This is a genomic window from Rhizobium sp. FKL33 (genome assembly GCF_005222915.1).
Taxonomy (GTDB): Bacteria; Pseudomonadota; Alphaproteobacteria; order Rhizobiales; family Rhizobiaceae; genus Rhizobium_E.
Window position 1 is genome coordinate 70,154 of sequence record NZ_STFX01000015.1, and the last position, 12,786, is coordinate 82,939.

Sequence of the window (12,786 nt, forward strand, 5' to 3'; positions counted from 1 at the left end):
TTGCCCCTTTCAGGCGGGGCAAGCAGCAGGAATGATCCGATAGAATGCGCTGGTCGCGCGGGCGGATCATCCGAGCGACTCCCTCCGCCAGCATTATCTGGTTCAGGTTCGAAGGGTGCTTCTCAGCCCGTCTTGCGACGAACGCCCCTGTCTCTCAACGGCGTCATACATGCCAGCTTTGACGCGGTCTGTCATCCGGAAAACTTTCGCCTCTCAGCGGGAACTTCTGCGACGTCCTCGGCGTTCGAAAGACTGGGGAGGATCAGGTTCGGAGTGTGGCGGCATGACCAAGACGGAAAACATGGGGCTGAATGCTGGTTCGGGCGCTGCAAAAACGGTGGGTGACGTCTTTTCCGACATCCGCGCCAATCCTGCCGCCTATGCGCTGTTTCTGGATATCGACGGCACGCTGATCGATCTTGCGGCGACGCCTGACGCCATCCGCGTTCCTCCAGAACTGCCATCTATCCTCGCCAGCCTGTCGCAAACGCTCGGCGGCGCGCTGGCTCTCGTCACCGGTAGATCCCTGCCTTACGCCGACCGGCTGTTCGAACCGCATTGCTTTCCCATTGCCGGATTGCATGGCGCCGAGCGCCGCAGCGCCGATGGACGGGTCGTCCGAAGCGCCGCCACGCCCGCCTTTGAAGAGGCCAAGCGCGAATTGGCGCGCACCGCGAAAGCCTGGCCCGGCGTGATCCTCGAAGACAAGATCGCAGCGATCGCCATTCATTACCGCCAGGCGCCCGCCTATGCGATGGAGGTCGACGTCGCCATGCAGGCCGCGCTCTCGGCCATCGGCCCAGGTTATGAATTGCAGCGCGGCAAGATGGTGGTCGAGATCCGCCCCGACAGCGCCGACAAGGGCCGCGCGGTGCAGGCCTTTCTCGGTGAGACGCCTTTCGCCGGGCGAATTCCGGTCGCCATCGGCGACGACCTCACCGATGAGGCCATGTTCAAAACCGTCAACGCGCTCGGCGGCGCCTCGATCCGCATTGTCGAAACGCCGGCCGTAACGGCGGCGCATTGGCGGCTTCCATCTCCCCAGTCTCTGCGAGCAGCTTTGTCGGCGCTGGCCGCCTGCTCCTGATTTCCATTAGCATGAAAGGATTTTCGCCATGAGCAGACTTGTGGTCGTCTCCAACCGCGTTCCTCTTCCCGACAAGTCGGGCGCCGCTCCCGCCGGCGGCCTTGCCGTCGCTCTGCAGGCCGCCTTGAAAGAACGCGGCGGCATCTGGATGGGCTGGTCGGGAAAGTCCTCGGGCGACCAAGAACCTGCTGACCTGACGATCCTGGAGCAGGGCGCCATCACCTATGCGCTGACGGATCTCACCGACCGCGACGTTGATGAGTATTACCACGGCTTCGCCAATCGCGTTCTCTGGCCGATTTGCCACTACAGGCTGGATCTCGCCGAATATGCGCGCAAGGAGATGAGCGGCTATTTCCGCGTCAACCGCTTCTTTGCCGCCAAGCTCGCGCCGATGCTGGAGCCCGACGACATCATCTGGGTGCATGACTATCACCTGATCCCGCTCGCCACCGAACTGCGCGCTCTGGGGGTCAAGAACAAGATCGGCTTCTTCCTGCATATTCCCCTGCCGCCCGCCGATGTGCTGTTCGCGATGCCTGTGCATGAGGAGATCATGAAGGGGCTGGCCGATTACGATCTCGTCGGCTTCCAGACCGATCACGACTTCGCCAATTTCGCCGGCGGCCTCGTGCGCGAAGGCATTGGCGAACAGTTGGCGGATGGCCGGCTCACCTCCTTCGGCCGCACCTTCAAGGGCGGCGCCTATCCGATCGGCATCGAGACGGAAGGTTTCGCGGCCTATGCCCGCCGCGCCGCCAGGCATCCGATGGTGGCCAAAGCCCGCGCCAGCATCGAGGGCCGCAATCTGATCATCGGTGTCGATCGCCTCGATTATTCCAAGGGGCTGACGCAGCGCATCGATGCGTTCGAAAAATTCGTGACCGCCAATCCCGAGCAGCACAACAAGGTCACCTATCTGCAGGTCACGCCGAAATCACGCTCGGAAGTGCCCGAATATGAAGCGATGCAGCGCACGGTCGCCGAACAGGCCGGCCGCGTCAACGGCGCGCTCGGCACGGTCGACTGGGTTCCGATCCGCTATATCAACCGCTCTGTCGCCCGGCCAGTGTTAGCCGGGCTCTACAGGCTGGCGCGGGTGGGGCTGGTGACGCCCTTGCGTGACGGCATGAATCTGGTGGCGAAGGAATATGTGGCGGCCCAGGATCCAGAGGATCCCGGCGTTCTCGTGCTCTCACGCTTCGCCGGCGCAGCGCGCGAACTCAAGGGCGCGCTGCTCGTCAATCCCTATGACATCGAAGGCGCGGCCAACGCTATTGCCCGCGCCATCCATATGCCGCTCGACGAGCGCAAGGAGCGCTGGAGCGGCATGATGGAACACCTGAAAACGCAGACGGTGCAGCGCTGGTGCGACGACTTCCTGAGCGACCTCACGGCCTGACGGCTGGCGGCCTGGGGTCAGGCCGCCTTCTGGACGTGATATTCCTTGATGGCGATCATCTTGATGGCGGGATGGCGCTCGGCTTCATAGCGAAGCGAGAAGCCGTCCTGAGCCATGAACACCGGATCGCCGTCGAGATCGCGGCAGATGTCGCCGCGGCGGGCATCGAGAAATTTCTGCAGATCCGCCGGGCTCTCGGCCGAAATCCAGCGGCAGACTGAAAAGCGCGACATTTCGAACGACACCGGCAGCGTATACTCCGCCGACAGACGCTCCTTGAGCACGTCGAGCTGCAGCGCGCCGACCACGCCGACGATCGCCGGCGAACCATCCTCGGGCGAAAACAGCTGCACCACGCCTTCCTCGGCCATCTGATGCAGCGCTTCCTTGAGCTTCTTGGCCTTCATCGCGTCTTCGAGCCGCACGCGGCGCAGGATCTCCGGCGCGAAATTCGGCACGCCCTGGAACACCAGCGATTCCCCCTCGGTCAGCGTGTCGCCGATGCGCAGCGTGCCGTGATTGGGAATGCCGACCACATCGCCCGCATAGGCGGTGTCGGCGAGCTGGCGCTGCGAGGCGAAGAAGAATTGCGGCGCCGTCAAGCCCAGCTGCTTGCCGGTGCGGGCAAGCCGCGCCTTCATGCCGCGCTCGATCTTGCCGGAGCAGACCCGGGCGAAGGCGATGCGGTCGCGATGGTTGGGGTCCATATTCGCCTGGATCTTGAAGACGAAGGCGGTCATCTTGTCTTCAGCGGCATGCACCGTGCGGGTGTCGGCCACCTGGTCGCGCGGCGCGGGCGCAAACTCGCCGAGCGCGTTGATCAGGTCGCGGACGCCGAAATTGCGGAGCGCCGAGCCGAAGAACACCGGCGTGAGATGGCCTTCGAGGAAAGCCTCGCGGTCGAACGGCTTGCAGGCCTCGATCGCCAAATTGACCTCGTCGACAAAAACCTCTCGTTCGTTTTCCGGCAGACGGTCGGCCACCGCTTCCGGTCCGTTGACCGGCGTGCCCACGACCTCGGTGTCGGAGCCGCGCACCGTATTGTCGGCGAGATTGTAGGAGCCGCAGAAGGTCTTGGACCGACCGATCGGCCAAGTGACCGGCGCGGTGTCGAGCGCCAGTTTTTCTTCGACCTCGTCGAGGATTTCGAAGGGATCGCGGCTCTCGCGGTCCATCTTGTTGATGAAGGTGATGATGGGGATGTTGCGGAGACGGCAGACTTCGAACAGTTTCAGCGTGCGCGGCTCGATGCCCTTGGCGGCGTCGATCACCATCACGGCCGCGTCGACGGCGGTCAGCGTGCGATAGGTGTCGTCGGCGAAGTCCTCGTGACCGGGCGTATCGAGAATGTTGAAGACATTGTCGTTATACTCGAAGGTCATCACCGAGGTGACGACCGAGATGCCGCGTTCGCGCTCGATCTTCATCCAGTCCGACCGCGTCTGGATGCGGTCCTTCTTGGCCTTCACTTCACCGGCGAGCTGGATGGCGCCGCCGAACAGCAAGAGCTTTTCGGTCAGCGTCGTCTTGCCTGCGTCCGGATGCGCGATAATAGCGAAGGTGCGGCGGCGGGAGATCGCCTCGGCCAAGGTCTCGGTCATGTTCTCAGAAAATCCTGTTGAGCGCGGGCCTTCTACCGTTTCGAGCCGCAAAATGCAATTGACCGGCGGCGCTGGCGAGGCGACAAGTCCGCCATGAGCAACTCCACCGCAATTCCCACGATTGGCCTCGTGCGCCTGCCGCACGCCGCCGATCTGCCGCTGCCCTCCTACGAAACCAGCGGCGCCGCCGGTATGGACATCCGGGCCGCCGCGCCGGAAGATCAGCCCATGGTGCTCGAGGCCGGGGAGCGGGCGCTCATCCCCACCGGTTTCGTGTTCGAGATCCCCGAAGGTTTCGAGGTGCAGGTGCGGCCGCGCTCGGGGCTGGCGCTCAAACATGGCGTGACCTGCCTGAATACACCGGGAACGATCGACAGCGATTATCGCGGCGAGGTGAAGGTGCTGCTGGTCAATCTGGGTTCGGAACCATTCACGGTGGAGCGCGGCATGCGCATCGCCCAACTCGTCGTCGCGCCCGTAGTCCAGGCCGGCGTTGAAGAGCGGGCGCATGTGAGCGACACGACGCGGGGGGGCGGCGGTTTCGGCTCCACAGGCGTCTGAGAAAAGACCGTCGAGCCGGTGATTTTGCGGCGGCGCGGCGCGGGGAGATCGATGGTCGATCCTGACGCGCGCTGCAGGCGGTCACAAGAATGCGTCTGCGCCGTGATTTTTCCGCCGGTTTCAGCGCAAATGAGGCTTAACTCCGGTTTTGTGCCAAGATGATGTAAAGTTGCGAAAAGTCGTAAAATAAACGGACATTTAGTAATATATCCGGATTTATTGACGTATATACCTACCCATGATAGAACCCGCTCATTCCGAGAGAGTCCAGTCATGACAGTTTCAGCCCTTGCCGCCTATTCCCTCGCCCTTCTCCTCGCCGCCGCCATTCCCGGGCCGGGGATCACGGCGCTTGTGGCGCGGGCGCTTGGCGCCGGCATGGTCGAAGGCATCGGCATGGCGCTCGGCCTGATCCTCGGCGATATGGTGTTTTTGACTGCCGTCGTGCTCGGACTGGCCGTGCTGGCGCATGCGTTCAGCGAGGTGTTCACCGTGATCAAGATCTTGGGCGCTCTATATCTCGCCTGGATCGCCTATAAGATCTGGACCGGGGGCATCCTCAGCGCCGAGATCGGCGCCGCTCCGAAAAAGAGTTTCACGCAGGCCTTTGCCTCGGGACTTTTCGTGACGCTCGGCAATCCCAAAGCCATGCTGTTTTATGTCGCGCTGGTGCCGACGATCATCGATCTCGAAAGCATCGGGGTTACGGATTATCTGCTGCTGCTTGCCGCGACATTCCTGGTGCTCGTAGCCGTGACTTTTCCCTATGTGGCTCTGGCCGGAAAGGCGCGCGAGGCCTTCAAGCATCCGAAAGCGCTCAGTCGGCTCAACAAGGCGGCTGCGGCCTGTCTCTTCGCGACCGCCGGCTATATCGCCAGTCGGGCAGCGTAGCAGGTTCACTCGTCCGCAATGCCGAAAAAGGGTGGAATTTTCTCGATATTCGCCCTCCTGCGCGCCGATCTTGCTGGAAAGCGCGCCCATTCCTCCCTAACCTGCTGTCACAAACACAGGGAGAAGCACCATGACCGACACGCGCAAAGCCGGACGGGGAAAAATCTACGGCTCGATCACTGAGACTATCGGCGACACGCCGATCGTGCGGCTCGACAAGCTGGCCAAGGAAAAGGGCGTCAAGGCGAACCTGCTCGCCAAGCTCGAATTCTTCAACCCGATCGCGTCGGTGAAAGATCGCATCGGCGTCGCCATGATCGAATCGCTCGAAGCCCAGGGCAAGATCGCGCCGGGCCGCACCACGCTGGTCGAGCCGACCTCCGGCAACACCGGCATCGCGCTGGCTTTCGCCGCCGCCGCCAAGGGCTACAAGCTGATCCTGACGATGCCCGAGACCATGTCGATCGAGCGCCGCAAGATGCTGGCGCTGCTCGGCGCCGAACTCGTGCTGACCGAGGGCCCGAAGGGCATGAAGGGCGCGATCGCCAAGGCGGAGGAACTGGCCGCCTCTCTGCCGGACGCTGTCATTCCCCAGCAGTTCGAAAATCCCGCCAATCCGGACATCCATCGCAAGACGACGGCCGAGGAAATCTGGAACGACACCAATGGCGAGATCGATATTTTCGTTTCCGGCATCGGCACCGGCGGCACCATCACCGGCACGGGTCAGGTGCTGAAGGCGCGCAAGCCGTCGGTTCAGGTGATCGCAGTGGAGCCTGCCGATTCTCCTGTTCTCTCCGGCGGCAATCCGGGTCCGCACAAGATCCAGGGCATCGGCGCCGGCTTCGCGCCCGCGATCCTCGACAAATCCATCTATGATGAAGTCGTCACGGTCAGCAATGACGAAGCCTTCGCCCAGGCTCGCCTCGTCGCCCGTCTCGAAGGCGTGCCGGTCGGCATCTCCTCGGGCGCCGCGCTGACGGCGGCCATCAAGGTGGGCCAGCGCGAAGAGAACGCCGGCAAAAACATCGTCGTGATCATTCCCTCCTTTGCCGAACGTTATCTGTCGACAGCCCTGTTCGAAGGCCTCGGCGGCTGATTTTTTGCAGACATCGGAGCCGTGCTTTTGCGGCTCCGGTGTTTTCTGGACCCACCGCCCTGAGAGAAAAACCGATGCTTCATCACATTTCGCTGGGCGTCGCAGACATCCTCAAAGCCGCGCGGTTCTACGACGCCGCTCTCAGGCCGCTCGGGTATATCCGCGTCTGGGAGGATATCCGCCCCGGCGAGGACGATCAGGCAGTCGGTTACGGATTACCCGGCGGCGGCGACAAACTGGCCCTGAAACACAGGCCGCATGACGCCAGCCCACCGGGTTCAGGTTTCCACCTCGCTCTCGCCGCCCCGAGCCGCGTGAGCGTTGAGCAGTTTCACGCCGAAGCCATCGCCCATGGCGGCATCGACAATGGCGGCCCGGGACTCCGGCCCCATTATGGCCCCCACTATTTCGCGGCCTTCGTGATCGACCCCGACGGGCATCATATCGAAGCCGTTATCAATAAACCCGAATAGGCTATGCGGCGTTCTGTAAGGCTGTCCCGGCAATCCGGTAGGAAATCGCTTCCGCCAGATGAATACGGCCCACGCGCGGGGCCTCGTCGAGATCGGCGAGCGTGCGCGCCACCTTCAGGATGCGGTGATAGCCGCGCGCCGAGAATTTCATCTTGTCGGCGGCGTCGCGCAGCAATTGCAAGCCGGCGGGATCCGGTTCGGCGATCGCCTCGATCAGCGCGGTGGCGCAGCGGGCGTTGCTGCCGATCTCGGGCAGGCCTGCGGCCATGAAGCGGTCGCGCTGAAGCGCGCGAGCCCGGGCGACGCGGGCTGCCACCACCGAACTCGGCTCCGCAGGCCGGGGCCGAATGAGATCGGTGGCGCTGACGGCCGGCACGTCGATGCGGATGTCGATGCGGTCGAGCAGTGGGCCGGAAAGCCGCGCCTGATAATCGCTCATGCAGCGCGTCCCCCGCGCGCAGGTATGGCCCGGTTCGCCGGCCATGCCGCAGCGGCAGGGGTTCATCGCCGCGATCAGCTGAAACTTAGCCGGGTAACTAACGTGATGATTGGCGCGAGCAATGACGCATTCGCCGGTTTCCAAGGGTTGACGCAACGCATCCAGCGTCTGCGGGTGAAATTCCGGCAGTTCATCGAGAAACAATACGCCGTGATGGGCGAGCGACGCTTCTCCGGGCTTGGCGCGCAGCCCGCCGCCGACCAGCGCCGCCATGGTCGCCGAATGATGCGGCGCGCGAAACGGCCGGCGATCCGACAATTTTCCGCCCGCGAGCTGCCCGGCGATCGAATGGATCATCGAGACTTCCAGGAGTTCGGCGGAATCGAGCGGCGGCAGGATCCAGGGCAGGCGTTGGGCGAGCATCGACTTGCCCGAACCGGGAGGTCCGACGAACAACAGATTATGGCCGCCAGCCGCCGCGACTTCGAGCGCCCGCTTGGCGCTTTCCTGCCCCTTGATGTCGGCGAGATCTGGACTGTTGGCGGGCAGCGCCCGGACTGCCGGCTGCGGCCGTGACAGCACTTGGGTGCCGCGGAAATGATTGGCGAGGCCAACCAGGCTGCGCGGCGCGAGAATGTCGATGTCGGCGCCCGCCCAGGCGGCTTCGGGACCGCTGTCCTGCGGGCAGATCAGTCCCTTGCCCATGGCGTTGGCGGCGATCGCCGCAGGCAGCGCGCCGGCCACCGGCGCGATCGTGCCGTCGAGATTGAGTTCGCCGAGGATAAGATAGTTTTGCAACGCATCCGCCGGGATCGCGCCGAGCGCCGCCATCATCGCCAGCGCAATAGGCAGATCGAAATGGCTGCCTTCCTTGGGGAGGTCCGCCGGCGCGAGATTGACGGTGACCTTCTTCTGCGGCAGCGCCAGCCCCGAGGCGTGCAGCGCCGCCTGTACGCGCTCGCGGCTTTCGGCCACCGCCTTGTCGGGCAGGCCGACAATCTGCATCACATGCTTACCGGGCCCCACCATGACCTGGACGTCGACCGGCACCCCTTCGATGCCCTGGAATGCGACTGTGCTGACTCTCGCCACCATATTGCCCGCGCCCCCGCTTGCTCGCCGGAAAGGAGCAAAGGTCGCCCTCCTCGGCACTGGGTTGCAGTCAATCACGGAAACCGGAATAAAACAAGAACAAATTTCACCCCCCGGCTGCAATTGGGTTGCAACCGGTTGAGCGACAAGAACAAAATCGTGAATCAGGCGCGCTTCTTTTCCACCGCGTCCCAGAACAGCGAGGCGATATCGGCGCCGCCGAACTTCTTGACCTCGCGGATGCCGGTGGGCGAGGTGACGTTGATCTCGGTCATGTAGTCGCCGATCACGTCGATGCCGACCAGCAGGAAGCCGCGTTCGCGGAGCGCAGGCCCGATGCGGGCGCAGATTTCCTGTTCGCGCGCGGTGAGTTCGGTATGCTCGGCGCGGCCGCCGACATGCATGTTGGAGCGCGAATCCGTCTCGGCCGGCACGCGGTTGATCGCGCCCACCGCCTCGCCGTCGATCAGGATGATACGCTTGTCGCCCTTGCGGACATCAGGCAGATATTGCTGGGCGATGAAGGGCTCGCGGAACATCTGGCCGAACATTTCCAGCAGCGAGGTGAAGTTGCGGTCGTCGCGCGAGGAGTGGAACACGCCGGCCCCGCCATTGCCGTAGAGCGGCTTCAGGATGATGTCGCCCATTTCCTCGCGGAAGCGGGCGATTTCCTTGACGTCGCGGGTGATCAGCGTCTGCGGCATCAGATCGGCGAATTCGGTGACGAAGATCTTTTCCGGCGAATTGCGCACCCAGGCGGGATCGTTGACCACCAGCGTCTTGGGGTGAATGCGCTCGAGCAGATGCGTCGAGGTGATATAGGCCATGTCGAAGGGCGGATCCTGGCGCAAGAGCACCACATCCATGGTCGACAGATCGACGCGCTCTGGATCTCCCAGCGTGAAATGGTCGCCCTTCACGTCGCGCAGTTCCATCGGCTCGACGGTGGCGTAGATCTTGCCGTCGCGCATCGACAATTGGTTCGGGGTGTAGTGGAACAGTTTGTAGCCGCGCGCCTGCGCTTCCAGGCTCATGGCGAAAGTGGAATCGCCGGCGATATTGATGGAGGACACATGGTCCATCTGCACAGCGACGTTCTTGATATTGGCCATGAAAAGGCGCTCCCGGGATGATCAAAGCCGGCCAGATGTAGGACCGGGCCGGGCGCTTGGCAAGCCCGGCGAAGAGAAGGAAAGCCGAGGCTCAGAGAAAGCCCAGAATGCGCGTCGTGATCGGATCGTGATCGGAAAGCGGCCGGCCCGAGGGATCGAGCGACGGCGTGATGACAGTCTCCGACATCTCGAGCCCGCGCGTCAGGAACCAGTCGAGTTTCATCGCCCTGTCAGGCCAGCGGGTGATCAGGCTGGGTCGCGTCGTCATCTGATCGAGCGGACCGCCATGGCGGGTGAAGCCGCGCGCCGCGCTCATCGAAAACAGGCCTTCCGCCTCGAAATCGCCGCCGGCGTGGTTGCCGGTGTTGAGATCGCCGCCGATCAGGATCGGCAGGTCGGGAAAGGCTTGCTCCAGCCGGTCGATCATATCAGCCGTCTGTTTTTCGCGATAGGCGGCGGTCGTTGCGCTTTCAAGATGGACGGAGACGGCGACGAAGGGGCCGGATGTGGTGTCGATCAGCCCGCCCACGGCGCAGCGCTCGCCAATGCGCGGCTGGTCCTTATCGCCGCGCCAGAGACGCTCGCCCCACAGCCGGATCATGAACGGCTCGCGGATCGGCGCGGCAGACAGGAGGCCGTTGCCGTGAAAGCCCTTGAGGTTGAACGAGTCGGTGCAGAACTCCCGCTCCGTGTCCGAGCCCAGGCCGAGTTCGAGAAACTCGACGCCATAGGCATAGGCCATGTTCATCTGCTTCGCGAGGTCGCGCGTCGTGTGCCGCTGGCCGGTGCGGGCCATGCCGTTGTCCATTTCGGACAGCAGCACCAGATTAGGCGCGTGTTGCTTCAGATGGATGGCGCTGTCCTCGACAAACAGGCAGCGTTCCAGATTCCAGGCCGATACGGTGATTGGAAAGGCGAGGGGGCCTGATGTGGATGCGGTTCCGGCCGCCTCAAGCGAGGTCATTGCGGCAAGCCCCGACATCACGGAGTCATGCTCCAGCACCGTTTCAATGGCGCGGGGGAGGGCGTCGCGCATCGCCTGGGAGGGAGCGGCGAGTTCGGAAACCAAGGTCCTGATCATGCCAGCGCCTCCGCCCGGTGCGCCGCAGCGACGCCGTCGCTCTGCCCCAGCCGCTTGCCCGTCTGCGCCGAGAAGGCGTGCAGCTTGTTCTCGGTTATCGACAGTCCCATTTCGCCCCGGAAGGCGTGAATGCTGGCGGTGACGACCGACACCGGCTGGCCGCCGACCAGTCCATGCAACAGCCGCTGGGCGCCGAGTTCCTCGACATAATCCAGTTCGAAGCGAAGTCCCTGTGCGGGATCCATGGAGAGAGCGGCGTCTTCGGGACGGAAGCCGAGCGTCAGAGACGCATCTGATGTGAGCGGCTTCGACAGCGCCAGCCATTGATCGCCGATCTTCACGCCGGCGCCTTCGGCCTGCGCCTTCACGAGGTTCATCGCCGGCGAGCCAATGAAGCTCGCGACGAAGGTGGAGGCGGGGCGATGATAGACGTCGAGCGGGCTGCCGATCTGCTCGATCTCGCCCTTGTTGAGCACAACGAGGCGGTCCGCCAGCGTCATCGCCTCCAGCTGGTCGTGGGTGACATAGATCGAGGTCGTGCCGAGCCGGCGCTGCAGGCGCTTGATCTCGCCGCGCATGGTGACGCGCAGCTTGGCGTCGAGATTGGAGAGCGGCTCGTCGAACAGGAAGGCGGCGGGCTGGCGAACGATCGCCCGGCCCATGGCCACGCGCTGGCGCTGGCCGCCGGAAAGCGCCCGAGGCTTGCGGTCGAGATAGGGCTCGATCTCCAACATGCGGGCGGCGTCGGCCACGCGGGCAGCGATCTCGGCCTTGGGCGTCTTGCGGTTCTTGAGGCCGTAAGCGAGGTTGTCGCGCACGGTCATATGCGGATAGAGCGCATAATTCTGGAACACCATGGCGATGTCGCGATCGGCGGGATCGACATCGTTGACGCGGCGGTCGCCGATGCGGACTTCGCCGGCGGAGATTTCCTCGAGCCCGGCTACCATGCGCAGCAGCGTGGACTTGCCGCAGCCGGAGGGGCCGACCAGCACGATGAACTCGCCGTCCTTGATGGCGATGGAGATGTCCCGTACGGCCTGCGCGCCGCCGGCATAGATTTTCGAAACGGATTTGATGTCGATGGTCGCCATGGCGGTTCTCACTTGTCGCTTTCGGTCAGGCCCTTGATGAACCAGCGCTGGAAGATCACGACGATCAGCACCGGCGGGACCATGGCGAGCACGGCCATGGCGAAGGCTTCGTTATAGTCGGGGATCTGGGCGCCCACCCAGACGACGAGGATCTGCTTGATGCCGCGCACCAGCGTGTAGAAGCTCTCGTCATTGGTCATCAGCATCGGCCAGAGATACTGGTTCCAGCCATAGACGAACATGATGATGAACATGGCCGCCATCATGGTGCGCGACAGCGGAACGAGAATGTCGATGAAGAATTTGAACGGCCCCGCGCCATCGATGCGGGCCGCTTCGAGGATCTCGTCCGGCACCGACTTGAAGAATTGCCGGAAGAAGAAGGTGCCTGTGGCGGAGGCGAGCAGCGGCACGATCAGGCCGGTATAGGTGTTGATCAGGCCGAGCTTGTGCATCACCTCGTAGGAGGGAAGAATGCGCACTTCGAGCGGCAGGAGCAGCGTGGTGAAGATGATCCAGAACATCAGCGTGGCGGCGCGAAAGCGGAAATAGACGATCGCATAGGCCGCCAGCATCGACAGCACGATCTTGCCGACCGCAAAGCCGATGCCGAGGATCAGCGAATTGGTCAGCATGGTCAGGCCCGTCACCTTGCCGGTGAAGCCGCCCTGATGGCTGAGCACTTTCTGATAGGTCTCGGTGAAATGACCGCCGAGTGAGAAGGTCAGCCCGTTCATATGGATGTCGGCCGCCTCATGCGTCGAGGTGGTGAAGGCCACCACCACCGGCAGGATCATCAGCAGCGAGCCGAGAATGAGGATGAGGTGATCGAAAGGCGATGTGCGGCGCATGGC

The 12,786-nt window shown here is 63.4% G+C and carries 12 protein-coding genes and 1 riboswitch; of the genes, 6 read left to right on the forward strand and 6 right to left on the reverse strand.

Annotated elements, in window-relative coordinates; translation table 11 throughout:
* Positions 1-62: 62 nt before the first annotated feature.
* A riboswitch (TPP riboswitch) is annotated at positions 63-159 on the reverse strand.
* Between the two features lie 124 nt (positions 160-283).
* Positions 284-1,087: a trehalose-phosphatase gene (gene otsB / locus E8Q41_RS09295; RefSeq protein WP_137155255.1), complete on the forward strand. Its 804-nt coding sequence runs from the start codon at positions 284-286 to the stop codon at positions 1,085-1,087.
* 28 nt (positions 1,088-1,115) lie between these two features.
* Positions 1,116-2,489: an alpha,alpha-trehalose-phosphate synthase (UDP-forming) gene (otsA, locus tag E8Q41_RS09300; RefSeq protein ID WP_137155256.1), complete on the forward strand. Its 1,374-nt coding sequence runs from the start codon at positions 1,116-1,118 to the stop codon at positions 2,487-2,489.
* Positions 2,490-2,506: 17 nt separating this feature from the next.
* Here the strand turns inward: otsA and E8Q41_RS09305 are convergent, their stop codons facing one another.
* Positions 2,507-4,090 (reverse strand): peptide chain release factor 3, encoded by a 1,584-nt coding sequence (locus E8Q41_RS09305; RefSeq protein WP_137155257.1) that lies wholly within the window; start codon positions 4,088-4,090, stop codon positions 2,507-2,509.
* 93 nt (positions 4,091-4,183) lie between these two features.
* Between E8Q41_RS09305 and dut the strand changes: the two genes are divergently transcribed.
* The 4 genes from dut to E8Q41_RS09325 all read left to right on the forward strand — a co-directional run bounded on the left by dut (position 4,184) and on the right by E8Q41_RS09325 (position 7,114).
* The gene (dut, locus tag E8Q41_RS09310; RefSeq protein ID WP_137155258.1) at positions 4,184-4,651 is read left to right on the forward strand and encodes a dUTP diphosphatase; all 468 of its coding nucleotides are present in this window, start codon (positions 4,184-4,186) and stop codon (positions 4,649-4,651) included.
* Positions 4,652-4,924: 273 nt separating this feature from the next.
* Entirely contained in the window at positions 4,925-5,542 is a 618-nt protein-coding gene (locus E8Q41_RS09315; protein ID WP_137155259.1) for a LysE family translocator, read from the forward strand.
* A 130-nt stretch (positions 5,543-5,672) separates the two neighbouring features.
* Positions 5,673-6,641: a cysteine synthase A gene (gene cysK / locus E8Q41_RS09320; RefSeq protein WP_137155260.1), complete on the forward strand. Its 969-nt coding sequence runs from the start codon at positions 5,673-5,675 to the stop codon at positions 6,639-6,641.
* 74 nt (positions 6,642-6,715) lie between these two features.
* Entirely contained in the window at positions 6,716-7,114 is a 399-nt protein-coding gene (locus E8Q41_RS09325) for a VOC family protein (RefSeq protein ID WP_137155261.1), read from the forward strand.
* 1 nt (position 7,115) lies between these two features.
* Here E8Q41_RS09325 and E8Q41_RS09330 read toward each other — a convergent pair whose 3' ends face one another.
* The 5 genes from E8Q41_RS09330 to ugpE all read right to left on the reverse strand — a co-directional run bounded on the left by E8Q41_RS09330 (position 7,116) and on the right by ugpE (position 12,783).
* On the reverse strand, positions 7,116-8,648 hold the full coding sequence (locus E8Q41_RS09330; protein WP_137155262.1) for a YifB family Mg chelatase-like AAA ATPase: 1,533 nt from the start codon (positions 8,646-8,648) through the stop codon (positions 7,116-7,118).
* Between the two features lie 161 nt (positions 8,649-8,809).
* Positions 8,810-9,757, reverse strand: a complete 948-nt coding sequence (gene gshB, locus E8Q41_RS09335; protein ID WP_137155263.1) for a glutathione synthase — start codon at positions 9,755-9,757, stop codon at positions 8,810-8,812.
* Positions 9,758-9,848: 91 nt separating this feature from the next.
* On the reverse strand, positions 9,849-10,838 hold the full coding sequence (locus E8Q41_RS09340; protein ID WP_137155264.1) for an endonuclease/exonuclease/phosphatase family protein: 990 nt from the start codon (positions 10,836-10,838) through the stop codon (positions 9,849-9,851).
* Positions 10,835-11,932, reverse strand: coding sequence for a sn-glycerol-3-phosphate import ATP-binding protein UgpC (locus E8Q41_RS09345; protein WP_137155265.1), 1,098 nt, complete (start codon positions 11,930-11,932; stop codon positions 10,835-10,837). Before E8Q41_RS09345 ends, E8Q41_RS09340 begins: the two co-directional genes overlap by 4 nt.
* A gap of 8 nt (positions 11,933-11,940) precedes the next feature.
* On the reverse strand, positions 11,941-12,783 hold the full coding sequence (ugpE, locus tag E8Q41_RS09350; protein ID WP_137155266.1) for a sn-glycerol-3-phosphate ABC transporter permease UgpE: 843 nt from the start codon (positions 12,781-12,783) through the stop codon (positions 11,941-11,943).
* Positions 12,784-12,786: the final 3 nt, after the last annotated feature.